This is a genomic window from Ideonella sp. FW305-24, from assembly GCF_058788035.1.
Map to the genome: position 1 here is coordinate 318,112 of NZ_JBYTAI010000006.1, position 25,043 is coordinate 343,154.

The 25,043-nt window shown below is 67.5% G+C and carries 25 protein-coding genes and 1 pseudogene; 11 read left to right on the plus strand and 15 right to left on the minus strand.

The features are described from left to right. Positions 1 to 118 precede the first annotated feature (118 nt). A complete protein-coding gene (gene rsmI / locus AC3WR5_RS18625) occupies positions 119 to 1,084 on the minus strand; it encodes a 16S rRNA (cytidine(1402)-2'-O)-methyltransferase (protein WP_492486193.1) in 966 nt (321 codons plus the stop codon). Here rsmI and AC3WR5_RS18630 point away from each other — a divergent pair. From AC3WR5_RS18630 to AC3WR5_RS18640, 3 genes are all read left to right on the plus strand, one after another. After that, the gene (locus AC3WR5_RS18630; protein ID WP_492486194.1) at positions 1,083 to 1,505 is read left to right on the plus strand and encodes a YraN family protein; all 423 of its coding nucleotides are present in this window, start codon (positions 1,083 to 1,085) and stop codon (positions 1,503 to 1,505) included. The two genes, rsmI and AC3WR5_RS18630, sit on opposite strands and share 2 nt — an antisense overlap. 99 nt (positions 1,506 to 1,604) lie before the next feature. Continuing rightward, positions 1,605 to 2,204, plus strand: coding sequence for an SIS domain-containing protein (locus AC3WR5_RS18635; protein ID WP_231010529.1), 600 nt, complete (start codon positions 1,605 to 1,607; stop codon positions 2,202 to 2,204). A 58-nt stretch (positions 2,205 to 2,262) separates the two neighbouring features. Further along, complete coding sequence (locus AC3WR5_RS18640) at positions 2,263 to 2,892, plus strand: BON domain-containing protein (RefSeq protein WP_492486196.1); 630 nt, start codon at positions 2,263 to 2,265, stop codon at positions 2,890 to 2,892. 32 nt (positions 2,893 to 2,924) lie between these two features. Here the strand turns inward: AC3WR5_RS18640 and AC3WR5_RS18645 are convergent, their stop codons facing one another. The 4 genes from AC3WR5_RS18645 to AC3WR5_RS18660 all read right to left on the minus strand — a co-directional run bounded on the left by AC3WR5_RS18645 (position 2,925) and on the right by AC3WR5_RS18660 (position 6,752). Continuing rightward, positions 2,925 to 3,818 carry an NAD(P)-dependent oxidoreductase gene (locus AC3WR5_RS18645; protein WP_492486198.1) on the minus strand — a complete coding sequence of 298 codons (894 nt, stop codon included), beginning with the start codon at positions 3,816 to 3,818 and terminating at the stop codon, positions 2,925 to 2,927. A gap of 23 nt (positions 3,819 to 3,841) precedes the next feature. Continuing rightward, a complete protein-coding gene (locus AC3WR5_RS18650; RefSeq protein WP_141288134.1) occupies positions 3,842 to 4,978 on the minus strand; it encodes a PilT/PilU family type 4a pilus ATPase in 1,137 nt (378 codons plus the stop codon). 67 nt (positions 4,979 to 5,045) lie between these two features. Further along, positions 5,046 to 5,651, minus strand: coding sequence for a Crp/Fnr family transcriptional regulator (locus AC3WR5_RS18655; protein WP_170200905.1), 606 nt, complete (start codon positions 5,649 to 5,651; stop codon positions 5,046 to 5,048). Between the two features lie 57 nt (positions 5,652 to 5,708). Further along, positions 5,709 to 6,752, minus strand: a complete 1,044-nt coding sequence (locus AC3WR5_RS18660) for a type IV pilus twitching motility protein PilT (RefSeq protein ID WP_141288132.1) — start codon at positions 6,750 to 6,752, stop codon at positions 5,709 to 5,711. A 73-nt stretch (positions 6,753 to 6,825) separates the two neighbouring features. On the opposite strand from AC3WR5_RS18660, the gene AC3WR5_RS18665 reads away from it, so the two are divergent. Beyond that, on the plus strand, positions 6,826 to 7,518 hold the full coding sequence (locus tag AC3WR5_RS18665; protein WP_492486200.1) for a YggS family pyridoxal phosphate-dependent enzyme: 693 nt from the start codon (positions 6,826 to 6,828) through the stop codon (positions 7,516 to 7,518). A 4-nt stretch (positions 7,519 to 7,522) separates the two neighbouring features. Here the strand turns inward: AC3WR5_RS18665 and AC3WR5_RS18670 are convergent, their stop codons facing one another. Together AC3WR5_RS18670 and AC3WR5_RS18675 are read right to left on the minus strand one after the other, a co-directional pair. Next, on the minus strand, positions 7,523 to 7,798 hold the full coding sequence (locus AC3WR5_RS18670) for a hypothetical protein (RefSeq protein WP_492486202.1): 276 nt from the start codon (positions 7,796 to 7,798) through the stop codon (positions 7,523 to 7,525). A gap of 186 nt (positions 7,799 to 7,984) precedes the next feature. Next, the gene (locus AC3WR5_RS18675) at positions 7,985 to 8,476 is read right to left on the minus strand and encodes an Lrp/AsnC ligand binding domain-containing protein (protein WP_141288129.1); all 492 of its coding nucleotides are present in this window, start codon (positions 8,474 to 8,476) and stop codon (positions 7,985 to 7,987) included. Positions 8,477 to 8,582: 106 nt separating this feature from the next. On the opposite strand from AC3WR5_RS18675, the pseudogene AC3WR5_RS18680 reads away from it, so the two are divergent. Both AC3WR5_RS18680 and AC3WR5_RS18685 read left to right on the plus strand, forming a co-directional pair. Then, a pseudogene (locus AC3WR5_RS18680) lies at positions 8,583 to 11,558 on the plus strand (L-glutamate gamma-semialdehyde dehydrogenase); the annotation flags it as partial. 306 nt (positions 11,559 to 11,864) lie between these two features. After that, entirely contained in the window at positions 11,865 to 12,260 is a 396-nt protein-coding gene (locus AC3WR5_RS18685; RefSeq protein WP_231010748.1) for an aldehyde dehydrogenase family protein, read from the plus strand. Between the two features lie 168 nt (positions 12,261 to 12,428). Here the strand turns inward: AC3WR5_RS18685 and AC3WR5_RS18690 are convergent, their stop codons facing one another. Both AC3WR5_RS18690 and AC3WR5_RS18695 read right to left on the minus strand, forming a co-directional pair. Next, positions 12,429 to 13,400: a Bug family tripartite tricarboxylate transporter substrate binding protein gene (locus AC3WR5_RS18690; protein ID WP_492486203.1), complete on the minus strand. Its 972-nt coding sequence runs from the start codon at positions 13,398 to 13,400 to the stop codon at positions 12,429 to 12,431. Positions 13,401 to 13,528: 128 nt separating this feature from the next. After that, on the minus strand, positions 13,529 to 14,803 hold the full coding sequence (locus AC3WR5_RS18695; RefSeq protein WP_492486204.1) for a Glu/Leu/Phe/Val family dehydrogenase: 1,275 nt from the start codon (positions 14,801 to 14,803) through the stop codon (positions 13,529 to 13,531). Between the two features lie 229 nt (positions 14,804 to 15,032). Between AC3WR5_RS18695 and proC the strand changes: the two genes are divergently transcribed. Further along, entirely contained in the window at positions 15,033 to 15,893 is an 861-nt protein-coding gene (gene proC, locus AC3WR5_RS18700; RefSeq protein ID WP_492486206.1) for a pyrroline-5-carboxylate reductase, read from the plus strand. Between the two features lie 84 nt (positions 15,894 to 15,977). Here proC and ubiA read toward each other — a convergent pair whose 3' ends face one another. Then, entirely contained in the window at positions 15,978 to 16,916 is a 939-nt protein-coding gene (gene ubiA / locus AC3WR5_RS18705) for a 4-hydroxybenzoate octaprenyltransferase (protein WP_492486208.1), read from the minus strand. Positions 16,917 to 17,053: 137 nt separating this feature from the next. On the opposite strand from ubiA, the gene AC3WR5_RS18710 reads away from it, so the two are divergent. From AC3WR5_RS18710 to AC3WR5_RS18725, 4 genes are all read left to right on the plus strand, one after another. Beyond that, the gene (locus AC3WR5_RS18710) at positions 17,054 to 17,839 is read left to right on the plus strand and encodes a substrate-binding periplasmic protein (protein ID WP_492486209.1); all 786 of its coding nucleotides are present in this window, start codon (positions 17,054 to 17,056) and stop codon (positions 17,837 to 17,839) included. A gap of 76 nt (positions 17,840 to 17,915) precedes the next feature. Then, the gene (locus AC3WR5_RS18715) at positions 17,916 to 19,256 is read left to right on the plus strand and encodes a GGDEF domain-containing protein (protein WP_492486211.1); all 1,341 of its coding nucleotides are present in this window, start codon (positions 17,916 to 17,918) and stop codon (positions 19,254 to 19,256) included. Positions 19,257 to 19,271: 15 nt separating this feature from the next. After that, complete coding sequence (locus AC3WR5_RS18720; protein ID WP_492486213.1) at positions 19,272 to 20,012, plus strand: substrate-binding periplasmic protein; 741 nt, start codon at positions 19,272 to 19,274, stop codon at positions 20,010 to 20,012. 215 nt (positions 20,013 to 20,227) lie between these two features. Next, positions 20,228 to 21,076, plus strand: coding sequence for an OmpA family protein (locus AC3WR5_RS18725; RefSeq protein ID WP_492486214.1), 849 nt, complete (start codon positions 20,228 to 20,230; stop codon positions 21,074 to 21,076). Positions 21,077 to 21,111: 35 nt separating this feature from the next. On the opposite strand, the gene AC3WR5_RS18730 is transcribed toward AC3WR5_RS18725, so the two are convergent. From AC3WR5_RS18730 to AC3WR5_RS18750, 5 genes are all read right to left on the minus strand, one after another. Continuing rightward, positions 21,112 to 22,038: a hypothetical protein gene (locus AC3WR5_RS18730; RefSeq protein ID WP_492486216.1), complete on the minus strand. Its 927-nt coding sequence runs from the start codon at positions 22,036 to 22,038 to the stop codon at positions 21,112 to 21,114. 110 nt (positions 22,039 to 22,148) lie between these two features. Further along, positions 22,149 to 22,343 carry a hypothetical protein gene (locus AC3WR5_RS18735; protein WP_492486218.1) on the minus strand — a complete coding sequence of 65 codons (195 nt, stop codon included), beginning with the start codon at positions 22,341 to 22,343 and terminating at the stop codon, positions 22,149 to 22,151. A 245-nt stretch (positions 22,344 to 22,588) separates the two neighbouring features. Continuing rightward, on the minus strand, positions 22,589 to 22,894 hold the full coding sequence (locus AC3WR5_RS18740) for a hypothetical protein (RefSeq protein ID WP_492486220.1): 306 nt from the start codon (positions 22,892 to 22,894) through the stop codon (positions 22,589 to 22,591). A gap of 160 nt (positions 22,895 to 23,054) precedes the next feature. After that, positions 23,055 to 23,783, minus strand: a complete 729-nt coding sequence (locus AC3WR5_RS18745) for a TadE/TadG family type IV pilus assembly protein (RefSeq protein ID WP_492486221.1) — start codon at positions 23,781 to 23,783, stop codon at positions 23,055 to 23,057. Continuing rightward, positions 23,780 to 24,796 carry a nitrilase-related carbon-nitrogen hydrolase gene (locus AC3WR5_RS18750; RefSeq protein ID WP_492486223.1) on the minus strand — a complete coding sequence of 339 codons (1,017 nt, stop codon included), beginning with the start codon at positions 24,794 to 24,796 and terminating at the stop codon, positions 23,780 to 23,782. The genes AC3WR5_RS18745 and AC3WR5_RS18750 overlap by 4 nt, the downstream gene beginning before the upstream one ends. Positions 24,797 to 25,043 lie beyond the last annotated feature (247 nt).

Below are 25,043 nucleotides of genomic sequence, written 5' to 3' on the forward strand. Positions count from 1 at the left end.
GCGCTGACTGAGCCCCAGCGCGCGGCCCGCAGGTCAGGCCTGGAGCCCCCGGTTGATCACGCTGCAGCCCGCCCTGGCCTTGTGCCCCGGCGGGCTTTCTTTTTCCGACGACAGGTTTTCAGTCTTGCCCGGACGCGGCTTCTTCATCGCCACCGGCGCTGCGAAGCTGCAGCGCCAGCGTGTAGAGCGCATTGCGTGGCGCACCGCTCAGCTCGGCGGCCAGCGCCACTGCCTGTTTCAGTGGCAACTCTCTCAGCAGCACCTTCAGTTGGCGCTTGGCATCGCTGGGCAGGCCATCGTCGCCGTCTTGCTGCACGGCCGGCGGCAACGGATGCAGCACCAACGCAAACTCGCCCTTGAGGCGCTGCGCGTCCGCCGCGAGCCAGGCCGGCAACGCGGCTGCGGGTGCGCTGTGAACCTGCTCGAACTGCTTGGTCAGCTCGCGGCACAAGGTGACCTTGCGCTCCGCGCAGCGCTCAGCCAGCGCCGCCACCAGGTTTTCGATGCGGTGCGGTGCTTCGAACAGCACCGTCGCGCCTGTTTGCTGCAGCAGCGCTTCCAGCGCCACCTGGCGCTCGCCGCCCTTGGCCGGCAGGAAGCCGGTGAAGTGAAATCCCACTGCGCCGCTGTGACCCGCCAGGCAACCGGCGGCGCTCAAGGCGGTCACCACGCTGCTGGCGCCCGGCAGCGGCATCACGCGGTAGCCGGCGGCCTGCGCCTGCGCCACCAGCACCGCGCCAGGGTCGGACACGGCTGGCGTGCCGGCGTCGCTGACATAGGCCACCCGCTCGCCGCGCGCCAGCCGTTCCAGGACCTTGGCCGCGGCGCTCTGTTCGTTGTGCTCATGCAGCGCGATCAGCGGCTTGTCCAGCCCGAGGTGGCGCAACAGCCCGCCGCTGACCCGCGTATCCTCGCAGGCCACGGCGTCTGCCAGCGCCAGCGTGTGTACCGCGCGCAGGCTGAAGTCGGCCAGGTTGCCAATGGGCGTGGCCACCACGTACAGCGTGCTGGCCGGAAAGCTCTGGCTGCCGGCGGCGGCGGCTGCGGCTTGCAGCAAATGGGCGGAAGAGGAGGGGGCGGACATGGGTCTCTGGAAACGCGCTGCGGTGGCGGTGCCTGCAGCCGCGGCCGCGGGCACCGAGGGCGAAGTGCCCGCCGGCGTGCAAGCCGAGGACCAGGCCCTGGCGCATTTGCAGCGCCATGGCCTGAAGCTGGTCGAGCGCAATTATCGGCTGGCCCGTGGCCCGTCGCGCCGGGCTGGCGAGATCGACCTGATCCTGCGCGACCGCGACGGCACGCTGGTCTTCGTCGAGGTGCGGGCGCGCCGCGGCAGTGCGCATGGCGGCGCGGCGGCCAGCGTCACGCGCACCAAGCAGCAAAAGCTCATCTATGCCGCGCGCGCCTACCTGATGCAGTTCGCCACGCTGCCACCGTGCCGTTTCGATGTGGTGGCGATCGACGATGGCCGCATCGAGTGGCTGAAAGCCGCCTTCGACGCCGCGTGAATCGCCAGCTCGCCGTCATCCGCACGGAACTCCTGGCGCCGGCCAGCACCCAAGCGGTAGCCCGGATTGCGTCACAGCCGCGGCTTATCATCGGCGCCCATGCTTGAAGCTCGCATCCAGCACCATTTCTTCGAGACCGCCGACCTGCTCAACCAGGTTGCCGAAGCCCTCTCCCGCCCCATTTCGGAGGCTGCGCAAGCTGCAGTCGGCTGCCTCACCGCTGGCGGCAAGCTGCTGGCCTGCGGCCAAGGGGCCGACGCCGACCTGGCCCAGTGGCTGTGCGCCGCGCTGATGCTGCGCTTCGAGCGCGAGCGGCCCTCGCTGGCGGCCGTGGCCCTGGGCCCGGCGCTGGCCAGGCCGCTGGGCGGCCAGGCCGGTCCGGCGCCGGAGCTGCTGCTGGCCACGCAGATCAGTGCCTTGGGCCAACCCGGCGACCTGCTGGTGGTGTTCGCCGGCCTGCTGTCCACCGACCCTGCCCTGCACGCAGCCGTGCAGGCCGCGCATGACAAGGACATGAGCGTGCTGCTGCTGACCGGCGGCGACCCTGGCCCCTGGCCGGACCGGCTGGCCGAGACCGACGTCTGGATTCCGGTGGCCAGCCCTCGCGCGCCGCGGGTGCGCGAACTGCACCTGATGGCGCTGCACGCACTGTGCGACGCGATCGACATCCAACTGCTGGGCGAGGACGGGCCGGCCTGAGCCGCGCCCCCGTCGCCTGATCCCGGGCCTGCTTCGGCCTGTCAGAAACCGAGTTCACATGCCTGCTGTTTTCACTCCTCGCCGCCTCGCTTCCCTTGCCACGCTGCTGGCCGCCACCACGCTGGCCGGTACCGGCCTCAGCGCCTGCGTGCCGCTGATGCTGGGCGGCGCCGCTGGCGGCGTGCTGCTGTACACCGACCGCCGCACCTCCGGCGCGCAAGTGGAAGACGCCGCCATCGAGTCCAAGGCCGCGCGCAAGGTCAGCGCGGTGCTGGGCGACCGCGGCCACGTGGGTGTGGTCAGCTACAACCGCTGGGTGCTGTTGACCGGCGAAGTGCCGAACGAGGCCGATCGTGCTGCGCTGGAGCAGGCGGTGGCCGGCATCGAGAACGTGCGCTCGGTGACGAACGAGACCGCGGTGATGGGCAGCAGCTCGCTGACCTCGCGCTCGAACGACTTGATTGTCACCAGCAAGGTCAAGGCGACCTTCGTCGACGCGGGCGACGTGCAGGCGAATGCCTTCAAGGTCGTCACCGAGCGCGGCATCGTCTACCTGATGGGCCGCGTCACCACCGAGGAAAGCGACCGCGCGGCCAACCTGGCGCGCGCGATCAATGGCGTGCAAAAAGTCGTGAAGGTCACCGAGACCATCACCGAAGAAGAACGCAAAGCGCTGCAGGCGCGCTGAGTGCTGCCGCCGCTGCAGCGGCTGGGAATCGCTCAGCCGCGCAGCCGGCGGATTAGGCTGGAAGTGTCCCAGCGGTTGCCACCCAGCGCCTGCACGTCGGCATAGAACTGGTCCACCAGCGCCGTCACCGGCAGCTTGGCGCCGTTGCGCCGGGCTTCGTCCAGCACCAGGCCCAGGTCCTTGCGCATCCAGTCGACCGCAAAGCCGAACTCGAACTGGCCGTCGACCATGGTCTTGCCGCGGTTGTCCATCTGCCAGCTCTGCGCCGCACCCTTGCCGATCACGTCCAGCACCTGCTTCATGTCCAACCCGGCCTGCTGGCCGAAGGCAATCGCCTCGGACAAGCCTTGCACCACGCCGGCGATGCAGATCTGGTTGACCATCTTGGCCAGCTGACCGGCACCGACTTCGCCAACACGGGTCACCGCGCGCGAGTAGGCCATTGCGACCGGCTGCATCGCATCGAACGGCCCGGCATCGCCTCCGCACATCACCGTCAGCATGCCATTGACCGCGCCCGCCTGGCCGCCAGAGACCGGCGCGTCGACAAACTGCAGGCCCAGCCCGCGCGCCGCTCGGTGCAGCTCGCGCGCCACCTCGGCCGAGGCGGTCGTGTGATCCACGAACACCGCGCCTTCGGCCATGCCGGCGAATGCGCCGTGCGCGCCCAGCGTGACCGAGCGCAGGTCGTCGTCATTGCCCACGCAGCAGAACACGAACTTCGCGCCAACGGCGGCCTCGCGTGGCGTCGGCGCGCTGCGACCGCCGTATTCCGCCACCCATGCAGCCGCCTTGGCGGCACTGCGGTTGTAGACCGTGACCTGGTGGCCGGCGCGCTGCAGGTGGCCGGCCATCGGGTGGCCCATCACGCCCAGGCCGATGAAGGCGACGGTTTGCGACGGGGTGGCTTCGTAGGTCTTGGTCATGGGCGAATCAAAGAAAGACGGGATCAAACAATCGTCAAATGTTCGGTGCCGGCAGACAGGTCACTGACCCGTGCGCGGCTGCTGTTGAGCTTGATGTTCAGCCGCAGGTCGTTGACCGAGTCGGCGTTGCGCAGCGCGTCTTCGTAGTTCACCGCGTGGGCCTCGTACAGGTCGAACAGCGCCTGGTCGAAGGTCTGCATGCCCAGCTCGCGCGAGCGCTTCATCAGCTCCTTCAGCTCGCCCACCTGGCCCTTGAAGATCAGGTCGGCCATCAGCGGCGTGTTCAGCATGATCTCGACCGCGGCGACCCGGCCCTTGCCTTCCTGGCGCGGGATCAGCCGCTGCGAGACCATGGCCTTCAGGTTCAGCGACAGGTCCATCAGCAACTGGTCGCGCCGCTCTTCGGGGAAGAAGTTGATGATGCGGTCCAGCGCCTGGTTGGCGCTGTTGGCGTGCAGCGTGGCCATGCACAGGTGGCCGGTTTCGGAGAAGGCGACCGCCAGCTCCATGGTCTTGCGGTCGCGGATTTCGCCCATCAGGATCACGTCCGGCGCCTGGCGCAGGCAGTTCTTCAGCGCGACTTCCCAGTCGTTGGTGTCGATGCCGACCTCGCGCTGCGTGATGATGCAGTTCTTGTGCGGGTGCACGAACTCGACCGGGTCTTCGATGGTGATGATGTGGTCGTAGGCATTTTCATTGCGCCAGTCCACCATCGCCGCCAGCGAGGTGCTCTTGCCCGAGCCGGTGGCGCCGACCATGATGACCAGCCCGCGCTTGGTCATCGAAACTTCCTTCAGCACCCGCGGCAGGCTCAGCTCGTCGATGGTCGGCAAATGCGCCGGAATCGTCCGCAGCACCATGCCCACATGGCCTTGCTGCAGGAAGGTGTTGACCCGGAATCGGCCAATGCCTTGCGGCGAGATCGCGAAGTTGCACTCCTTGTCGCGCTCGAAGTCCGCCGCCTGCTTGTCGTTCATGATGGCGCGCGCCAGCGCCAGCGTGTGCGAGCCGGTCAGCGGTTGCGGCGAGACCTTGGTGACCTTGCCGTCGACCTTGATCGCCGGCGGGAAGTCGGCGGTCAGGAACAAGTCCGAGCCATTGCGGGTGACCAGCAGGCGCAGCAGGTCGCTGACGAATTTCGAGGCCTGATCGCGTTCCATGGGGCGGGGTCTTTCGAGGCAAGAGGAAAAGTCGAGTGCGCTTCAGTCCGCGTGAAGGCGATGCGCGTCAATCATGGGTGCTGCGTGTCAGCTGCACCGACAGCCGCGCGCTGACCTGGCGCAGCCGCAGCGACAGCCGCTTGGCAATCCAGGCCAGCAGCGAGGCGGCCAGCCGCGGCTCTTCTATCATCATGCGCTCCAGCGCCTGGCTGGCCAGCACAGCCAGTGTCACCGGCGTCAAGGCGGTGCAGGCGCAAAAACGCGTGCCGCCGTCCAGCATCGACATCTCGCCCAGCAGGTCGCCTGCACGCGACTCGCCGATGCGTGCGCGTGCGCCGGAGGGCTGCATGCGGTCCTCGGCCACCACGCCTTGCAGCACCACGACGAGGAAGTCGCCCTGCTCGTCCTGGCCGATGATCTGCTTGCCGCTGTCCAGCTGCACGTATTCGAAGTAGCCGCCCAGCACCGCCAGCTGCTCGGCGCCCAGCAGCGCCAGCGCACGGTCCTGGCCCAGCAGCTTGACCAGCGACAGCACGCCCAGCGAGCCGTCGTAGGGCTTGGCGTTCAGGTCAGGGGCGCGCAGCGTCCAGGGCACGAACAGCTGCGTGTCCTGGTGGCGGTCGACAAACTGCGTGGCGTAGAAGCCGGAGTCGTCCTCCCTCGGCGCAGCCACGGGCTGGCGCGCACGGAAAAAGGCAAGAAGCCGCTTCACTGCCGCCGCTTTCCCGGCTCAGCCGGGGAAGTTCTCGGGGAACTTGGCCTTCACGCGGGCCTCGCTGCCAGACACCAGGTTGCGTCGTACCAGGTCGGCCAGGCATTGGTCCAGCGTCTGCATGCCAACGTTGTTGCCGGTCTGGATCGACGAATACATCTGCGCGATCTTGTTCTCGCGGATCAGGTTGCGGATGGCCGAGGTGCCCAGCATGATCTCGTGCGCCGCCACGCGGCCCTGGCCGTCCTTGGTCTTGCACAGCGTCTGCGCAATGATCGCGACCACGGATTCCGACAGCATCGCCCGCACCATGTCCTTCTCGGCCGCCGGGAACACGTCGACCACCCGGTCGATGGTCTTGGCAGCGCTGGAGGTGTGCAGCGTGCCGAACACCAAGTGGCCGGTTTCAGCGGCCGTCAGCGCCAGGCGGATGGTTTCCAGGTCGCGCAATTCGCCCACCAGGATCGCGTCCGGGTCTTCGCGCAGCGCGGCGCGCAGCGCGTTCGAGAAGCTCAGCGTGTGCGGGCCGACCTCGCGCTGGTTGATCAGGCACTTCTTCGATTCGTGCACGAATTCGATCGGGTCTTCCAGCGTCAGGATGTGGCCGTAGTGGCTCTCGTTGAGGTGGTCGATGATGGCCGCCAGCGTGGTCGACTTGCCCGAGCCGGTCGGCCCGGTCACCAGCACCAGGCCACGCGGCTTGAGCGCCAGCTCGGCGAAGATCGGCGGGCAGTTCAACTGCTGCAGCGTCAGGATCTTCGACGGAATGGTCCGGAACACCGCGCTGGAGCCGCGGTTCTGGTGGAAGGCGTTGACCCGGAAGCGCGCCAGCCCTTGCACCTCGAAGCTGAAGTCGCACTCCAGCGTGTCTTCGTACTGCTTGCGCTGGGTGTCGTTCATGATGTCGTACACCATGGCGTGGACCTGCTTGTGGCCCAGCGGCTCCACATTGATGCGCCGCACGTCGCCGTGCACCCGGATCATCGGCGGCAGGCCGGCGGACAGGTGCAGGTCGGAGGCCTTGTTCTTGACAGAAAAAGCCAGCAGTTGGGTGATGTCCATGGGTGTGTGGCGTGCAGCCTTGGAATGCCGGTTGCGGTGGGCTGGGACCGGCCTGGTTTATCCTGGAACGACCATGGCCAGTATCGCTGAGAACATACTACAAGTCCGGGGCCGCCTGGCCCAGGCCGCCGCTGCCGCAGGGCGCGACGTGAACGATGTCCGTTTGCTGGCGGTGAGCAAGACTTGCGCCGCCGAAGCGGTGCGCGCGGCCCACGCGGCCGGTGCACGCGAATTCGGCGAAAACTACGTGCAGGAGGCGCTGGACAAGATCGCCGCGCTGGCCGACCTGCGCGGCGAGCTGCAATGGCACCTGATCGGCCCGCTGCAGTCCAACAAGACGCGTGTGGTGGCCGAGCAGTTCGACTGGGTGCACACGGTGGACCGGCTGAAGATCGCCGAGCGCCTGTCGGCCCAGCGGCCGGCGCAGCTGCCGCCGCTGAACGTCTGCCTGCAGGTCAACATCAGCGGCGAGGCCAGCAAGAGCGGCATCGCGCTGGACGAGTTGACGGTGCTGGCGCCGCAGGTGGCCGCCTTGCCGCGGCTGCGGCTGCGCGGCCTGATGGCGATTCCCGAGCCTGCTGCAGACCTTGCGGCCCAGCGGCTGCCGCACCGCGCGCTGGCCCAGGCCTTGGCTGCGCTGCGGACCCAGGGGCTGGCCGGGCTGGACACGCTGTCCATGGGCATGAGCGCTGACCTGGAAGCGGCGGTGCTCGAAGGCGCCACGCTGGTGCGCATCGGCACCGCGATCTTCGGCGCACGCGCGTGAGTGATCAGCGCTTGGGCAGGTCGTCTTCGTCGAACAGCGCCAGCCAGTCGGTGTTTGGCGCTTCGACGTACAGGTCCTGCACCAGCAGCCCGCGCTGCAGATCGAGGCTGGAGTCGTGCCAGCCGCCGCGCAACGGATCTTCCGCCGGCAGCTTCAGGCCCGCCGGCGGTGGCACGCTGGCCGGTTGGCGCACGGGCCCCAGGGGCGGCACCCTCAGCATGGGCAGCAGCGGCGACAAGCGTTGAACTGCTGCGCGCGGCGTGTTGAGGGCGCTGAACATGGGATCCTCCTCCTGGCTTTCGTTGGGTGGTGATGGCGGGTACTGCATGGGACGGCATCGTCCGGCATGCAGCTCTCGCGCTCAATCGCCCTGGTGGGGGGGAGAAGGTTTTCCGAGGTCCCCTCGAAAGGGGGTGTTTTCAGGCGGTCTGGTGGGTGGATGCCTGCATTGCCGCCAGAAATCCGGTCAGAAGCTCAGCGAAGTGGTATTTTTCACTTCTTCCATGACCGCATAAGTGCGCGTCTCGCGCACCCCCGGCAGCGACCAGATCACGTCGCCGACAAACGAGCGGTAGGCCGCCATGTCCGACACCCGCGTCTTCAGCAGGTAGTCGAAGCCGCCCGCCACCAGGTGGCATTCGAGGATCTCGGGCCGCACCTGCACCGCGGCGCGGAAGCTGTCCATCACGTCGTGCACCGTGCGGTCCAGCAGCACCTCGACGAAGACCATCAGCCCGGCGCCCAGCTTGACCGGGTTCAGCCGCGCCTCGTAGCCCAGGATGAAGTTCTCGCGCGTCAGCCGCTTGACCCTCTCCAGCACGGCCGTGGGCGACAGATGCACCTCTTCGGCGAGTTTCAGGTTGCTGATGCGCCCATCTTTCTGCAGCACGCGCAAGATGCGCAAATCGATCTTGTCCAGCCCTCGCTCGAGATCGATCGGTTCGAGGGTGGGCTTCATTCTTGAGAAAACTCCGTCATACGGTCAAAACTCCGAATCTTTACCGGGAATTGTCCGCATAAGCTGCGCATCTATCCAGTCAGGTTTTCTACTGCCTTTCACTGCCATGCACACCCCCACGCCGTTCCCCTTGCCGGCCCAGCGCCAGCGCTTGCCATTTCCGTACCAGCCCGAGGCGCAGGTGCTGGCCGCAGCGCGTGCGCGAGTCGATGCGGGGTTGGATTGGGGTGCGGTGACCGCACGCGCCACGCCCTGGGTGTTGGCTGTGCGCGACAAGCCGGCGCCTTTCTGGGCCATGGAGTCGCTTCTGAAGGAATACCCGATCTCCAGCGCCGAAGGCCTGGCGCTGATGCGGCTGGCCGAAGCGCTGCTGCGTGTGCCGGACGTGGAAACCGCGATTGCGCTGACCGCCGACCAGCTCGGTCGAGCCGACTTCGACAGCAGTGACAGCAGCGGCGGCCTGCTGGCCAACCTGTCGGCCAGCGCCATCGCGCTGTCGAAGAAATTCCTGCCCGAGGCCGAGCAGGACAGCGGGCTGATCAAGCGCCTGGGCGCGCGCACTGTCGTCGCCGCGACCGTGCGCGCCATCCAGCTGCTGGGCCGCCAGTTCGTGCTGGGCCGCCACATCCAGGAAGCCATGGCCGAGGCCGCCAGCCAGCGCAAGGCGCAACCGATGCTGCGTTTTTCGTACGACATGCTGGGTGAAGGTGCCCGCACCGAACACGACGCCGAGCGCTACCAGGCGGCCTACCTGAAGGCGATAGCCGCGATCGCCGCCACCGCCGGCGGCCGCGGCCCGGAGAGCAGCGACGGCATCTCGATCAAGCTCTCGGCGCTGTTCTCGCGCTATGAAGACGCGCAGCGCGAGCGCGTGTTCGCCGAGCTGCTGCCGCGCGTCTGGGCGCTGGTCGAGCGCGCCGCGCCGGCCCAGCTGAACCTGACCATCGACGCCGAGGAGGTCGACCGGCTGGAGCTGTCGCTGGAATTGCTGGACGCGCTGGCCGAACGCATCGCGCTGCATTACCCGCAGTGGCGTGGCTTCGGCCTCGCGGTGCAGGCCTATCAGACGCGCGCGCTGGCGGTGGTCGATGAGGTGGCCCGCATCGCGCGCGCGCATGGGCTGCGTTTCATGGTGCGCCTGGTCAAGGGCGCGTACTGGGACGGCGAGGTCAAGCGCGCGCAGGAAATGGGACTACCAGCCTATCCTGTCTACACCCGCAAGCCGCACACCGATGTGTCCTACCTCGCCTGTGCCCAGGCGCTGCTGGGGCATCGCGAAGTCATCTACCCCCAGTTCGCCACGCACAACGCCGGCACCATTGCCGCGATCCAGCAGATGGCCATCGACGCCGGTGCCCAGCCCGGCGCCGACTACGAGATGCAGCGTCTGCACGGCATGGGCGACGGCATCTACCGCGAGGTGCTGAAAGATGCCAAGGCCGCCTGCCGCGTCTACGCGCCGGTGGGTGAACACCGCGACCTGCTGGCCTATCTCGTGCGCCGTCTGCTGGAAAACGGCGCCAACTCGTCATTCGTGCATTTGCTGGCCGACGCCGAGGTCTCGCCCGCCGAACTGCTGGCCTCGCCGCTGCAACTGGCCCATCCCGCCGCGCCGGAAGCCGGCGTTGCCGAAGGCCTGCCGCTGCCGGCGGACCTCTACGGCGCGACCCGCCGCAACTCGACCGGCGCCGACATCACCAGCCTGCCCCAGCGCGCCCCGCTCAGCGAAGCGATCGCGTCGACCGTCGTGCCCGCCGTGCCCGAAGCCGGTGCCGCCGACATCGACGCCGCGATGACCCGCCTGGCCACCGGCTTTGCCGCCTGGTCCGCCCGCCCCGTGGCCGAGCGCGCCGCCATCGTGCGCCGCGCCGGGGACCTGCTGGACGCACGCCTGGCCAGCTACTGCGGCCTGCTGGTCAAGGAAGCCCACAAGACCCTGGGCGACTGCGTGGCCGAGGTGCGCGAGGCGGTGGACTTCTGCCGCTACTACGCCGACCAGGCCGAGGCCGCGCTGGCTGGCCCCACGCCGATGCAGGGCCGCGGCGTGTTCGTCTGCATCAGCCCGTGGAATTTCCCGCTGGCGATCTTCGCCGGCCAGGTCGTCGCCGCGCTGGTGGCAGGCAACACCGTGGCCGCCAAGCCGGCCGAGCAGACACCGGCGATTGCCGCGGCCATGGTCGCACTGCTGCACGAAGCCGGCGTGCCGGCCGACGCGCTGGCGCTGCTGCACGGCCCGGGCGAAACCGTGGGCGCGGGCCTGGTGGCCGATGCGCGCACCGCAGGCGTGTGCTTCACCGGCTCCACGCAGGTCGCCCGCATCATCCAGCGCAGTCTCGCCGAAAAATCGGCGATGACGGACGGTGCGCCCGTGCCGCTGATTGCCGAAACCGGCGGCTTGAACGCGATGGTGGTCGACTCGACCGCGCTGCCCGAGCAGGTGGTCGACGCGGTCGTGCAAAGCGCCTTCCGCTCCGCCGGCCAGCGCTGCTCGGCGCTGCGCCTGTTGTGCGTGCACGAAGCGATTGCCGATGGCGTGATCGAGATGATCCGCGGCGCGATGGCCGAGTTGCGCGTGGGTGACCCGGCCGAGTTGCGCACCGACGTTGGCCCGGTGATCGACGACGAAGCCTTCGGCGGCATCTCGGCCCAGGTCCAGCGCCTGAAGCGCGAGGCCAAACTGCTCGGCGAAACAGTGGTGGATGCCGCCGCCTTCCCGCGCCTAGTGCCGCCGGTGGCCTTCGAGCTGCCGGCCGTGAGTGCGCTGCAGAGCGAGATCTTCGGCCCGGTGCTGCACGTGGTGCGCTGGCGCGGCGAACCCGAAGCCCTGGTGCGCGAGATCAACGCCCTCGGCTACGGCCTGACCTTCGGCATCCAGACCCGCATCGACAGCCGCGCCGAGCGCTTGGCGGCGCTCGCGCAGATCGGCAATGTCTACGTCAACCGCAACATGATCGGCGCGGTCGTCGGCGTGCAGCCCTTTGGTGGCGAAGGCATGAGCGGCACCGGCCCCAAGGCCGGCGGCCCGCACTACCTGCTGCGCTTCGCGGCCGAACCCGGCGCGGTGCCCAGCCTCGCGCCAGCGCCCGTCGTGACACCCGGCCTGTCACTGGTCGCCACCACCGCCCACGCTGCACTGAACCCGCCGCTGCAGGCGCTGCCCGCGTGGCGTGCCACGCCGCTGGACCAGCGCAGTGCGCTGCTGCGTCGCGCGGCCGATGCCCTTGCCGCCAGCCGCCCGGCCATCGCCACCCGGTGGCGCGCGCTGGCTACGGCGGCCGAAACCACGCTGGCAAAGCTCGAACTGCCCGGCCCGACCGGCGAGCGAAACGAGCTTCGCCTGCACGGTCGCGGCCTGTTCGCGTTTGTCGGCGAAGACGCAGCGCAGGACGTGTTGGCCGCCGCAGTCGGCGCCGCGCTGGTCACGGGCAACACGGTCGCCTGGGCCGGCAGCGAGACGGCCATCGACGCCGCCAAGCCTTGGCTGCAAGCGCTGCGCCAGGCCGGCCTGCCGGCGGCCGTGCTGCAGCCGCTGCCCGGCAGTTTCGACTCGCTGGGTACCGCGCTGGTGGCAGACGCGCGTGTAGCGGGCGTCTGCGCCACGTCTGCTGCGGTGTTGCCACGCCTGGCGCACCAGCTCGCCGCGCAGCCCGGCGCGATCCTGCCGCTGCTGTCCCTCACCGAAGCCACCAGTCCGCGTCAGCTGTACCGCTTCTGTGCGGAGCAGACGCTGACGGTCAATACCGCTGCAGCGGGTGGGAATGCGGCTTTGCTCGCAGGCCTTTGACACGCAGGCCGGACCGACCCGCGTGGTGAAAGCCGGGGACGGTCGGCGCACAAATAAATGGGGTCAGAGTCAATTTATCTTAAGGTACCTCACAGCAGCGCTGCGGCTGTGCTCAGATAAATTGACTCTGACCCCATTTATTTGAACTACGCTGGAGGCAAAGGGCCCTCAATCCAGCTGCAAGCCGATCTTGCGGATGATCGCGCCCCAGCGCTGCGTGTCGCTGGCCACCGTCTGGCGGAAATCGGCCACCGAGCCACTGCCGGGCAGCAGGCCCTGGACCTCGAAGCTGGCGATCACGGCCGGGTCCTGCAGCACGGCGTTGACGTCGGCATTGAGCTTTTGCACGACAGCGTCCGGCGTGCGCGCGGCGACGAACAGGCCGTTCCAGATCATCGATTCGACATTCGGCAACCCGCTTTCGACCAGCGTCGGCAAATCCTTCATCGAGGCCAGCCGCTGCCGGCCGCTGACGGCGATCAGCCGCAGCTTGCCGGTCCTGGCCAGCGGCAGCAGCGCGGGTGCCGCGGCAAATACCGCATCGGTCTCGCCGCTGGCGACCGACATCGCGGCCGGTGGCGAGCCGTTGTACGGCACGTGCGTGGCCTCGAAGCCGGCCTCGGCCAGCAGCAGTTCCATCGTCAGGTGCGAGGAACTGCCCAGTCCGACCGAGGCGTAGTTCATCTTGCCGGCCTTGGCCTTGCCCAGCGCGATGAAGTCCTTGACGTTTTTCACCGGCAGCGAAGCGCTGACCGCCAGCACATTGGGCTGCAGCGTGGTCATCACCACCGGGACCAAATCCTTGGCCGGGTCGTACGGCAGCTTGCGGTACATGAAGGGCGCAAAGGCGACCGGGCCGTTGAAGCCGACCGCGATCGTGTAGCCGTCCGGCGCGGCCTTGGCGGCCGCGTCCACGCCCAGCATGCCGCCGGCGCCTGGCTTGTTGTCCACCACCACCGGCTGGCCCCAGCGATCCTTCAGCTTGTCGGCCAACAGCCGCGCTGTCACGTCCACCGAGCTGCCGGCAGGTGCCGGCACGACGATGTGCACCGCTCGCGCGGGCCAGGCCTGCGCCCAGGCGGTGGCGCTGCTCAGCAAGGCGACAACAGGCAGGAGCAGCAAGGCGAGGCGGCGGCGCATGGCAGGCAGGTGGCAGTCAACGGGTGTCCATTGTCGTCAATGGCCGGCCATGAAAAAGGCCACCTCGGGAGGTGGCCATGTCGTGCGCGTGAGGCGAAGCAGCCCCACTCAGGGGCATGTCCGTCGGTTTACGGGTACAGGCCACGCTCCTCGCGGGCGATCAGGATGCGCTCGCAGGCCACAGCGAAGGTCGCCGTGCGCAGCGTGATCTTGTGGCGGTCGGCGGTGTCCCAGATCTTCTTCAGCGCGTCGACCATGATCTTGTCCAGGCGCACGTTGATCTCGTCCTCGCTCCAGAAGAAGCTGGAGAAGTCCTGCACCCATTCGAAGTACGAGACGGTCACGCCACCGGCGTTGCAGATCACGTCGGGCACGACCAGGATGTTGCGCTCGAACAGCATGTCGTCGGCCTTGGGCACCGTCGGACCGTTGGCGCCTTCGAGCACCAGCCTGGCCTTGATGCGGCGGGCGCGGTCCTCGGTGATCTGGCCTTCGAGCGCGGCCGGGATCAGGATGTCGCAATCGACGTCCCAGAACTCCTCGGACTTCATCACGTCGGCGCCCTTGAAGCCGGCCACGCCGCCGGTGTGGGTGACGTGCGGGATCAGGTCGCCGAGGTCGAAGCCGTTGGCGTTGTAGATGGTGCCGGTGTGGTCCTGCGCGGCGACGATCTTGCCACCCGCCTGCGCGAACAGCTCGGCCGCCGAGCCACCCACGTTGCCGAAGCCCTGCACCGCGACACGTGCGCCGTTCAGGTCCATGCCGATGCGGCGGGCCGCTTCACGGCCGGTGACGAACACGCCGCGGCCGGTGGCCTTGATGCGGCCGGCCGAGCCGCCCAGGTGCAACGGCTTGCCGGTGACCACGCCGGTGGCGGTGGAGCCGGTGTTCATCGAGTACGTGTCCATCATCCAGGCCATGATCTGGCCGTTGGTGTTCACGTCCGGCGCCGGGATGTCCTTCTGCGGGCCGATGATCAGGCCGATCTCGCTGGTGTAGCGGCGCGTCATGCGCTCCAGTTCCTTGATCGACAGCTGCTTCGGATCGACGCGGATGCCGCCCTTGGCGCCGCCGAACGGCAGGTTCACCGCAGCGGTCTTGACGGTCATCCAGGCCGACAGCGCCATCACTTCTTCCAGCGTGACGTCCGGGTGGTAGCGCACGCCGCCCTTGCCCGGGCCGCGCGACAGGTTGTGCTGCACCCGGTAGCCCTCGAAGTGCGCCACGGTGCCGTTGTCCAGCTCGATGGGCACGTCGACGATCAGCGTGCGCTTGGGGCGCTTGAGCGTCTCGGCCCAGCGGGCCAGGTTGCCCAGATAGGGGACGACGCGGTCGACCTGCGACAGGTAGGTGCCCCAGGGGCTGTCCGGCGTGGGGTGAACAAAGGAAAGCGGCGAAGACATGACGCGAAATCTCCAGGGAATTCTCGGGTGTGCGCGCCTGCGGCAGGCCGTCTCATGGGGGCCGCCGTGACGCTGGCCGCACTCTAGGCCCGGAGCCGCCGAATTTGTCACCGAGGGCTATGCAAGTTTTGCATGAAGTCCCCGGGTTGGCCTGCATCTGTATCGGCGGAATGCCCTCTACAGGGGACGGTCCGGCCGCTGAACACGGCATTTCTCTACACTCGCCGGCATGAGCACTGCCACGCCCTTTCACGCCCCGTCGCCGGCCACCGCGCCAGCCCTTTCCCGCGTCGCCTTCATCGGCGGGGGCAACATGGCCAGTGCGTTGATCGGCGGGCTGCTGAAATCCGGCCATGCGGCCGAATCCATCACCGTGGTCGAGCCTTCGGCCGAGCAGGCGGACCGGTTGATTGCCCAGTTCGGCGTGCGGGTGCTGCCGATGGCTGGCCCGGCGCTGGCGCAGGCTGGGCTGGTGGTGTGGGCCGTCAAGCCGCAGCTGTTTGCCGACGCCGCGGCGCCCTGCGCCGGCCATGTCGGCCAGGCGCTGCACCTGTCGGTGATGGCCGGCATCCGCGTGCAGGCGATTGCCCGCGCCACCGGCAGCGAACGCGTGGTGCGCAGCATGCCCAACACGCCAGCGTTGATCGGCCAAGGCATTGCCGGGCTGTTCGCCATGGCCCAGGTCACGCTGGACGAGCGGCTGCAGATCGAGCAGCTGTTGGCGCCCACCGGCCGCAGCCTGTGGGTCGAACGCGAGGAGCAGCTGGACGTGGTGACCGCGCTGTCAGGCTCCGGCCCGGCCTATGTCTTCTACTTCATCGAAGCCATGGTCCAGGCTGCCGAACAGATGGGCCTGAGCGCCGAAGCCGGCCGCGAGCTGGCGCTGGCCACCTTCGCCGGCGCAACCGAGCTGGCCCGCCAATCCAGCGACTCGCCCGAAGTGCTGCGCGAGCGCGTCACGTCCAAGGGCGGCACCACCTTCGCCGCGCTCAACGTGCTGGAAGCGCATGGCGTGAAGCAGCATTTCATGTTCGCGATGCTGGCCGCGAAGAACCGGGCCAAGGAACTGGGCGACGAGTTTGGGGCTTGATGGCGCCTCTCGCTTGGCGGGCACGCCAAGCGGCCCCCCGAGGGGATGCGGGCCGGCTTGGGGCGGCCCGGCGCTCGACCCGCGTCAGCTTGGCAAGTACGAGATCACAGTCCCGGCGAACACCGCAAATCCCACCCAGTGGTTGAGCCGGAACGCGCGGAAGCAGCCATCGCGCGAGCGGTGGCGGATCATCGTGAAGTGCCAGCCGACCTGCAGCGCCGCGGCGGCGATGCCGATCAGGTAGGTCTTCAGCAGGCCCAGCCCGTGGCCCAGCGCGCCCCAGCTGATCAGATAGGTGCCGTAGAACAGCATCACGCCGGCCACGTCGAAGCGGCCCAGCGTGATGGCCGATGTCTTGATGCCGATCTTCAGGTCGTCGTCGCGGTCGACCATCGCGTATTCGGTGTCGTAGGCCAGCACCCAGAACAGGTTGCCCACCAGCAGCCACCAGGCCAATGCCGGCACGGCCGCCGGAATGGCCGCCAGTGCCCAGTCCTGCCCACCTTGCACTGCACTGAAGGCCATCGGAATGCCGAAGCTGAAGGCCACGCCAAGGACGGCCTGCGGCATCGACACCACGCGCTTCGCATACGGGTACAGCAGCGTGACCGCCAGCGCCACGACGGACAGCCAGATCGTCGGCGGATTGGTCGTCAGCACCAGCCCGAAGGCGAGCAGTGCCAGCACCGCGCCCACAGCCAGCGCCTCCTGCTTGCTCACCGCGCCGCTGGTCACTGGCCGCTGTGCGGTTCGCTTCACATGCTTGTCGAACTCGGCATCTGCCACGTCGTTGACGCAACAGCCGGCGCTGCGCATCAGCACCGTGCCCAGCGTGAAGACCGTCAGCAAATGCCAGCCCGGGAAACCGTCCGCCGCCATCCACAGCGCGGCCAGCGTAGGCCACAAAAGCAGCAACCAGCCGGCAGGCCGGTTCCAGCGGATCAGGTCCAGGTAGAGCGACAAACGGCTGCGCGGCGGTGGTGCGTCTGGCTTGGGCGTGGCGGGGGCTGAAGAGGCGTTCATCGGCGTGGGATTATCCGCTTCGGTCTGGCCAGCCTCAGCTGGCTCAAGTCCTTGGTGTTCCAGCCGATAGCACAGACGATGGCGGAACTTTCCGCCGCCGCCTCCTGCTGCCCCCGTTGTCCGCTCCTACGCCTGCCATGCCAGCTGCTGCGCCGCCCAACCGCCGAGACGCCGTCACCTGCCTGTTGGGCGCGATGGGTGCGCTGGCCTGCCCGGGGCTGAGCCTTGCTGCGGCGCCGGCCGAACTGCGCATCCTCACCGAGGAGCTGCCGCCCTACAACATGACGCAGGACGACAAGGTCACCGGCCTGAGCACGGAGATCGTGCGGGCGGTGCTGGAAACGCTTGGCCAGCCGACGGCGATCCAGGTGATGCCGTGGGCGCGGGCCTACAACACCGCGCTGAACGAACCGAACGTGTTGATCTATTCGATCTCTCGCACGGCGCAGCGCGAGAAGCTGTTCAAGTGGGTGGGCGTGGTCGCGCCCACGCGCTGGTACCTGTTTGCGCTGGCCGCCCGGCCCGTCAAGCTCACGCGGCTGGAGGATGCGCGCAAGTACCAGATCGCCACCGTGCATGAAGACGCCGGCGAGCAGTACCTGGCGAGCAAAGGCCTGTTGCTGGGGCAGAACCTGCAGTCCAGCAGCAAGTACGAACTGAACTACGAAAAGCTCAAGCAGGGCCGGGTCGACCTGTGGATCTCCAACGAGCTGAACGCGCTGTACCTGGTGCGCCGCACTGGCGACGATCCCGCCAAGCTGCTGGTGCGTGCGCTGCACCTGCCCGATGTGGGCAGCGAAGAAGGCCTGAACATGGCGTTCAGCCTGGGCACGCCGGACGCGGTGGTCGAGCGCTTCCGCAAGGGCCTGGAGACGATCAAGAAAAACGGCAGCTATGAGCGCATCCAGAAGCGCTGGCTGTGAGGCCCGCGCCGCGGCCGATCACGGCGTGAGCCCAGCATCATCGGCTGAGCCTGTGGTGCCCGCGGGCGAGCCAGCGGTGGATGCTCAGTCCGCTGCGCCCGACCATCCGTCCGACACCGTGCTCGGCCATTCGCTGGGCCGCAAACTGGTGCTGGCCACGCTGGTGTTCAGCCTCTTGTTCACCGGGCTCAGCGTGGCTGCACGCACCTGGCTGGCCTGGCAGGCCAATGTGGCGACGATGAACACCGAGCTGGCCTTGATTGGCGACGTGTTCCAGCGCGCGCTGGCCAAGGCCATCTGGGAGATGGACCGCGAGGACTTGCTGGCCCACATGGCGAGCATGGCGCAGGTGCAGTCGGTCGGCCGCATCGAGCTGAGGCTGCGCCAGTCCGGCCGCTCGCCGGAGGTGCTGCAGCAGCGCAAGCCCGGCGCGCCCGAGGGCGGCAGCGCCCCGACACTGCAGCGAGAGCTGAGCTACAGCCCGTATCCGGGCGCGGTCGAGGTGATCGGCGACTTCACGCTGCAGGGCGACGAGCGCCTGCTGTGGCTGCGGTTGCGCGGCGAGTTGCTGGAGATCGTGCTGACGCAGGTGCTGCAGTCGGTGCTGCTGGCAGGCCTCATCATGTGGCTGTTCCATCGTTCGGTCACGGTGCACGTGCGGCGCATCGCCCGCCACCTGGCCACGTTGACGCCCGAGACCCTGGGCCGGCGGCTGCAACTGCAGCGCGCTGCCGCCCATCGCGACGAGCTCACCCTGCTCGAAGCCGGTGTCAACCACCTGCAGGGCAACCTGTCGGACTACCTGGCGCGCCAGCACCGCGACGAACGCGAACTGGCCGCGCACCGGGACCGCCTGGCCGACCTGGTGGACGCCAAGACCACCGAGCTGCGCGCGGTCAACACCCGGCTGGAGCGGCTGTCACGCGCCGACCCGCTGACCGACCTGGCCAACCGCCGCCACTTCGACGAGGTCAAGGAAACCGAGCTGCGCCGTGCGCGGCGCCAGCAGTTGCCGCTGTCGCTGCTGGTCTGCGACGTCGACTACTTCAAGCGCTACAACGACACCTACGGCCACGCGCACGGCGACCAGTGCCTGCAGGCCGTGGCCGATGCGCTGAAGCAGACCTTCACCCGCTCGGGCGACTTCTGCGCCCGCATCGGTGGCGAGGAATTTGCCGTGCTGCTGCCGGCGCTCGATGCCGAGCAGGCGGTTGCCGCGGCCGAGCGGCTGCGCGCACGGCTGCTGCAGATGGGCCTGCCGCACACCGGTTCGCTGGTGGCGCTGCACGTCACGCTGAGCATTGGCGTCGCGCAGTTCGACGAAGAGACCATGCACCGCTTCGATGAGCTGATGCAGCGTGCCGATGAAGCCCTCTACCGCGCCAAGAACCGGGGCCGCAACCGCGTCTCGAACTAGTCCCAGGAGCTTTCGATGAAGCATTCCATCCCGCTGTTTCGCCTGCTGGCGCTGGCCGCTTCGCTGCTCGTCACGAGCCTGCATGCCCAGACCTTGAAGGTTGTTGCCGAAGCCTCGTCCTACGTGGTGCAGAAGGACGGCAAGGTCGCCGGCCCGGCCAGCGAGATCGTCGAAGCCAGCCTGCAGAACGCCGGCCTGACCGACCACCGCATCGGCATCTACCCCTGGGCCCGCGCCTACGACATGGCGCTGCAGGAGCCCAACGTGCTGATCTACCTGATCGCGCGAACGCCGGCCCGCGAGACCCAGTTCAAGTGGGCCGGCGAATTCATGCGCCTCGAGTACCACCTCTACAAGCTGCGTGAGCGCCAGGACATTGCCGTGCGCAAGCTCGAAGACGCCAGGCGCTACAGCATCGGCGTGATGCGCGACGACCTGCGCCAGCAGTACCTGAAGGACCAGGGCTTCGAGCGCCTGATCACCTCATCCCAGAACGTCGACAACTTTCGCAAGCTGCTCAGCGGCCAGGTCGAGCTCGTGCCCCTGCCCGAAAGCGACGCGCAGGCCTTCTGCACCGAAGCTGGCATTCCCTTTGCAAAACTCGAAAAAGTGCTGACGCTGGACGCGCTGACCACCGGCATCTACATGGCCTACAGCAAGGCCACGCCGGACGAGACCGTGGCGCGCACCAAGGCGGCGTTTGACAAGCTGAAGGCGGATGGGACGGTGGGGCGCTTGATGAACACCAGGCACTGATTGCGGCCAACTGGCCAGCATGGCCTGTTTACAAAACCACGCACTTTGCGCGGCGCTCCGCGCAAGGTTGTCATGCCAAGCCGCGTAAGCTGGCCGCTTCGTTGAAACGGAGTTCCAGCTTGATGAATTCGGTCGCTCGTCTGCCCCGACTCGCTGCCTGGTGTGGCACGGCGCCTCTGGCCGCCATGCTTTGGTGTTCGTTGCCCTGCGTGTCATTGGCGCTGCTGCCCGCCGCGGCTGCGCATGCTGCCGCGCCAACCGACCATCCGCTGCTCTCGCGCATGCCAGGTTATGTGGTCAACGACAAGCAGGAGGAGGATTTTGGCTCGCGCACCTTCAGCGCCAGCGATCTGGGTCACATCGTGCGGGGCAAGTCCAATCTGCCAAACGGCAAGACCACCGTGGAAGGCAAGGTCACTGAAATCGAGTATATGGATGACAAAGAGCGGACCTCACCGCTGGCCATCTATCGCAACTACCTGAATGCAATCAAGGGGTTGGGCGGTGAGGCCGTGAACACTGTCTCTAATGAGGACGTGGCGCAGGGCGGGCGATTCCTGTTCAAGGTCACGAAGACCGGTGCTACCACCTGGTTCGCGCTGGACCTGCAAAACACCGGCTACAGCTACGCGCTGACCATCGTGGAGCCCAAGGGCTTGCAGCAGGGCGTCAGTGCGGACGCATCCGCACTGAGCGCCGGCCAGATGGCCGAGCAGATCAAGGCTGGCGGGTTTGCCACGCTGTACATCCAGTTCGACACCAACAAGGCTGAACTGAAGGCCGATGGTTCAGCAGCGGTGACCGAGATCGTCAAGCTGCTCAAGGCTGACCCTGCGCTGAAGCTTTCGATTGAGGGCCACACCGACAATGTCGGGCAGGCTGCCGACAACAAGAAGTTGTCTCAGGCCCGAGCCGACGCTGTGTTGAAGGCCGTAGTCGCCCAAGGCATTGCTGCCGGCCGGCTGAAAGCTGTGGGCCATGGCCAAGAAGTGCCGGTGGCCGACAACCGCACCGAAGAGGGCAGGGCGAAGAACCGGCGTGTGGAACTGGTCAAACAGCGCTGAAGGCCGCTCAATTGCCAAGTCCTTGCGCAACGCGGTCAGCGCAGCGGCAACGCTTGGCGCAGCGCCGATCCTTTTCGCCACAGGGCCGGCTCGGCAAAATAATGGGCGAGGACCAGCGTGGTGCCCAACCACGGTGGCAGCAGCAACAGCACCAGAGTCAGCGCGATGGCGAGCGGCCAGATGCATGTCAGGATGAGGGCCGCGCGAGTGGACGCCCGCCAGCCGCAGCGATGGAGCCATGCCCACAGCGGGTTGGCCGAAGGGCATCGCCGGTCCTCGGCGACTGCCAACGCGCCGTACAGCACGAAAGCGGTGCCGTCGTGGGTCCAGCGCAGCAGCAGCACGCCCAGCCAAGCCTGGCCCGCCATCACAAGCCCGTAAGCCACCGTCACGGTGGCCTGCATCGCGAGCATCGCTCGCACATCGCCGCCCTGGCGCCTTGCCGCCCAGCCCAGCGCGCCGGCCAGCGGGGTGCTCGCGCACAAGGCCCAGCCGGCGACCTGCAATGCTGGCGCTGCTGGAATCACCGGACCAGACAGGCTCTCCCCACCCACGGCCAGCGCAGTGGCGCAGGCCAATAGCCCCAGCAAGACCTTCCACAGCGCTGCGGCGGCCCTGAGCCAGCGTCGGCCTCCGGCTCGGGCGAGGCCGGCCTGGCCGATCGCCAACCCGGTTTGCTGGCCCACCACATGCAGCAGCGTCAGCACAATCATCAATCCGAATTGCAGTTGGTCGTCCAACCACAGGGACATCAGCGCCACAACGGTGGCCGCACTGAAAAAACCAAGGGCCAACGGACGCCAGCAGGCTTGGGCCAACCGGCGATTGCCAAAGGCAAAGAAGCTGGCCACCACATGCGGAACGCCGAAAACAAGTGCATAAAGCACCGGCGGTCGGTTGACGGCGTCGGCATCACCCGGCGCACCGGGTTGCATCAGGCACCACACCAGCCACAGCAGCATTGGTGCTGCCGGCAGATAGAGCCACAACAAGTGGTGCCCATGCAGCGGCGAGCCGGGCACGGCACCCGCATGTCGAGGCGCTTGGGGGCTCACCTCAGTGAGCCAGTCCGTCAAGGCGCCCCGCGGCCGAGCTCACGCTGCAGTGCCAGCACGTTGCTGCGGGTGCGACTGAGCGCTGCGCTGTCGGCACCGCTGCCGGCTCGCAGTTGGGCCGCAAGCTGCTGTTGTTCCTGCTGCAGCTCTTGCTCCAGGATGGCCCGGCGGTCTTGGTCGCGCTGCTGCTGGTCGGCCGCGGAGATGGTCATGCGCGTTCCGATGCCGCCACTTGCCACGGCGCGAGCGCCCGTGGCCCGAGGGCGTGCTGTGTCCGAACAAACCATCTGCGCCGTTCCGCCGATGATGAACTCCACCTTGTCACTGTGGCAGATGGACGGAACGCCCGCACCGGCCCGGCTTGCCGCAGGCAAGAGCAGCAGCAGCCAAGCCAGGCAGATTGTCGTCGGTAGGAGGCGCAGCACATGCGCACTTGAGTGGCGGCGCATGGCCCTGTTCAGTCCACTTTGGGGCCGGGCGTGTTGGTCAGCGGCACGTTGAGGATGCGCCCCATGTCGTCCTCCACAACGATGGGCGCATTGGTGAAACAGGCACCGTTGATGAAGGTGACGGTGAAGCCGCGGCCGCTACCTGTGACGACGGTAGTGTCCAGGGACACACCCAAAGGCACAGAGTTCTTCAGTTTGTAGGGCGGCTGGCCGCCGTACAGAAAGATCGTCGGCCCCTGGCCGACGGAACAAGCGCCGGGAGGGCCTTCGATTTCCACCCCGGCGGGCGAGGCAATCAGCTGCTCTTCGGACATGCCAAGCTCGTTTCCGCCGCCACCGCAGCCTGCGGAGGTCAGTGCGGCGACGAAGCAGCTCAGAGACAAAGGGCGTGGCAGAGCGGTTCTGAAAACGGACTTCACGGTAAAACCTCGGTTCACGGGAAAGGGAAACAGGTCGAGTGCGCGCTACAGGCGCTCACGATTTCTCGGCTCGCGACTGCATCTCCACGATCGCGAAACTCTCGATCGGAATGCGGCCGTTCATGTAATAACGCAGGCACAGTTCGGGCTTGCTCAAGGCATACGCCGAGTCGATCACACTCACATCGCCGAAGGCCTTGATCGCCGAGCTGCCGCTGCACATGATGCGTTTCACCACGCCGGCCATCAGCGGGATCTTCAGCTCGTAGCCATAGACCACCCGGATCTTCAGCAGGTTGGCGTCGCGGATGTTGACCTTCGAGCTGCCACCCACGCCCAGGCTGCGCCACTCCAGGTTGTCGTTGGGGATGTAGGTCACCTTGGACACCGGGTCCTTCACCCCGAAGTCCTTGAAGGTGTTGGCGTCAGGGCTCAGGCGTTCCAGCTTCACGCCCCACGGCGCGACCTTCTGCTCCGCGACGGCCAGCATGTAGGCCTTGCCAATGCGCGTCATGTCATTGGCATTGGTGCTGTCCTGATAAAAGGGAGTCAGTGCGCGCACCAGTTCATTGGTCATGACCTTCTCGCTGGCGTTGTGCATCGAACCGGCGCGCGCCGCCAGGAACGTCGCATGGTTCACCGTGTTCTTGGCCATGTAGATGAAGCCGGTCTGGATCAGCCCCATCACGAACAAGACCGCGATCGGGAACACGATCGTGAATTCCACCATGCTGACGCCGCGTACGCGCAGGCGGGCGGGATGGCGGCGGTATTGCGGGCTCATGGGCTCGGCTCCTGGTCGGTGGTGGCTCGTGCAACTGGTGCGGTGCGAGGAGACGGGCTGGCACGCCAGCTCAGCAGGGCAGCTGCCAGCGCGAACGGCGCCCAAGCCCAGGCCCCAGCCCAGCGTTGGTAGAAGGTGCTGCCTTCGACGGGACCCAACTGAAAGCGCGCATACGCCGCTCCCGGCTCGCTGACACCGCTCGACACGCTCCCATCGGGAGACACCAGCACGCTGCGCGAACCATTGACCACTCGCAGCAGCGGCTTGCCAAGTTCCATCGCCCTGAGCCTGGCAATGTTCTGGGCCTGGTGACGATAGGGACCACTGTCCAGCCAGCTGTCGTCGGCCACATTCAACAGCCACTGCGCACCGTCCGCGCGCTGCGCCATCGTGAGCGCGAAGCTCACTTCGTGGCACAGCGCCAGCGCGACTGCGCTGCCGGACACCTGGAGCTGCCGTGCCAGCGAAGACGGTGCCGGCTGTGTCCTTTTGCCTGCCGTTGGGAACACGTGGCGGTAGACCAATGCCAGCGCATCAGACCACGGCAGGTACTCTGCGCCAGGCACCAAGCGCTGCTTGGCGAATACATCATTGCGCCCAGGAGAAAGCTGCCACACGGCATTCATGACCGCGGCTTCGCCACCTTGCATGGCCCACAAGGGCATGCCGATCAGCAGGTGAGCTTCCCGCGCGTCGCGCAGCGCGAGCAAGTCGGCCCAGTCGCCTTGTGGATCGACGGGGGGCGGCTCACCGAAAAAGTCTTCGGTGGTCACCAGCAACCCTCCGGGCGGCGTGGCTTGCAAGGCCTGCCGCACCAGGGCCAGCCCTGCATCCCGGCGCTGTGCATCCCAGCCTTCTATCGGGTTGGTCGGAGGATGCACCACCACGATCTCCAATGCGTCGCCAGCCGCTGGCAGCCCGCGGCTGACGACCCCCAAGGCCAGGCTGGCGTACAACAGTAGCGAGGCACACAGGCCGATGGCGGGCGGCCATTGAAGGGTCTTGGTCGTCACTGCGCCTGCGCATGCCCTTCGGCCGGTCCGAAGGGCCAGCAAGGTCCCGCCAGCGATGACTGCGCAGATCCACGTTGCCAGGCCCTGACTGCCTGTCCATGGCAGCCACGAAGCTGCGCCAGGCAGGTCCACCAAGCTGTTGGCAATCAAGGCATAGCCATGGCCTTGCCAGCCTATCTGTTTAAGGGCGTCGGCCCCGCACAGGGCCACACCCAGCGCCAGGGCGTTGGCCTCCACCGGCAGCCAG

Excerpts from the sequence above, each read along its gene's own strand:
- AC3WR5_RS18630 (WP_492486194.1), top strand. The coding sequence starts at position 1,083 with ATGGGTCTCTGGAAACGCGCTGCGGTGGCGGTGCCTGCAGCCGCGGCC.
- rsmI (WP_492486193.1), bottom strand. The coding sequence starts at position 1,084 with ATGTCCGCCCCCTCCTCTTCCGCCCATTTGCTGCAAGCCGCAGCCGCC.
- AC3WR5_RS18635 (WP_231010529.1), top strand. The coding sequence starts at position 1,605 with ATGCTTGAAGCTCGCATCCAGCACCATTTCTTCGAGACCGCCGACCTG.
- AC3WR5_RS18640 (WP_492486196.1), top strand. The coding sequence starts at position 2,263 with ATGCCTGCTGTTTTCACTCCTCGCCGCCTCGCTTCCCTTGCCACGCTG.
- AC3WR5_RS18645 (WP_492486198.1), bottom strand. The coding sequence starts at position 3,818 with ATGACCAAGACCTACGAAGCCACCCCGTCGCAAACCGTCGCCTTCATC.
- AC3WR5_RS18650 (WP_141288134.1), bottom strand. The coding sequence starts at position 4,978 with ATGGAACGCGATCAGGCCTCGAAATTCGTCAGCGACCTGCTGCGCCTG.
- AC3WR5_RS18660 (WP_141288132.1), bottom strand. The coding sequence starts at position 6,752 with ATGGACATCACCCAACTGCTGGCTTTTTCTGTCAAGAACAAGGCCTCC.
- AC3WR5_RS18665 (WP_492486200.1), top strand. The coding sequence starts at position 6,826 with ATGGCCAGTATCGCTGAGAACATACTACAAGTCCGGGGCCGCCTGGCC.
- AC3WR5_RS18670 (WP_492486202.1), bottom strand. The coding sequence starts at position 7,798 with ATGTTCAGCGCCCTCAACACGCCGCGCGCAGCAGTTCAACGCTTGTCG.
- AC3WR5_RS18675 (WP_141288129.1), bottom strand. The coding sequence starts at position 8,476 with ATGAAGCCCACCCTCGAACCGATCGATCTCGAGCGAGGGCTGGACAAG.
- AC3WR5_RS18690 (WP_492486203.1), bottom strand. The coding sequence starts at position 13,400 with ATGCGCCGCCGCCTCGCCTTGCTGCTCCTGCCTGTTGTCGCCTTGCTG.
- AC3WR5_RS18695 (WP_492486204.1), bottom strand. The coding sequence starts at position 14,803 with ATGTCTTCGCCGCTTTCCTTTGTTCACCCCACGCCGGACAGCCCCTGG.
- proC (WP_492486206.1), top strand. The coding sequence starts at position 15,033 with ATGAGCACTGCCACGCCCTTTCACGCCCCGTCGCCGGCCACCGCGCCA.
- ubiA (WP_492486208.1), bottom strand. The coding sequence starts at position 16,916 with ATGAACGCCTCTTCAGCCCCCGCCACGCCCAAGCCAGACGCACCACCG.
- AC3WR5_RS18710 (WP_492486209.1), top strand. The coding sequence starts at position 17,054 with ATGCCAGCTGCTGCGCCGCCCAACCGCCGAGACGCCGTCACCTGCCTG.
- AC3WR5_RS18720 (WP_492486213.1), top strand. The coding sequence starts at position 19,272 with ATGAAGCATTCCATCCCGCTGTTTCGCCTGCTGGCGCTGGCCGCTTCG.
- AC3WR5_RS18730 (WP_492486216.1), bottom strand. The coding sequence starts at position 22,038 with ATGCTGCTGTGGCTGGTGTGGTGCCTGATGCAACCCGGTGCGCCGGGT.
- AC3WR5_RS18735 (WP_492486218.1), bottom strand. The coding sequence starts at position 22,343 with ATGACCATCTCCGCGGCCGACCAGCAGCAGCGCGACCAAGACCGCCGG.
- AC3WR5_RS18740 (WP_492486220.1), bottom strand. The coding sequence starts at position 22,894 with ATGTCCGAAGAGCAGCTGATTGCCTCGCCCGCCGGGGTGGAAATCGAA.
- AC3WR5_RS18745 (WP_492486221.1), bottom strand. The coding sequence starts at position 23,783 with ATGAGCCCGCAATACCGCCGCCATCCCGCCCGCCTGCGCGTACGCGGC.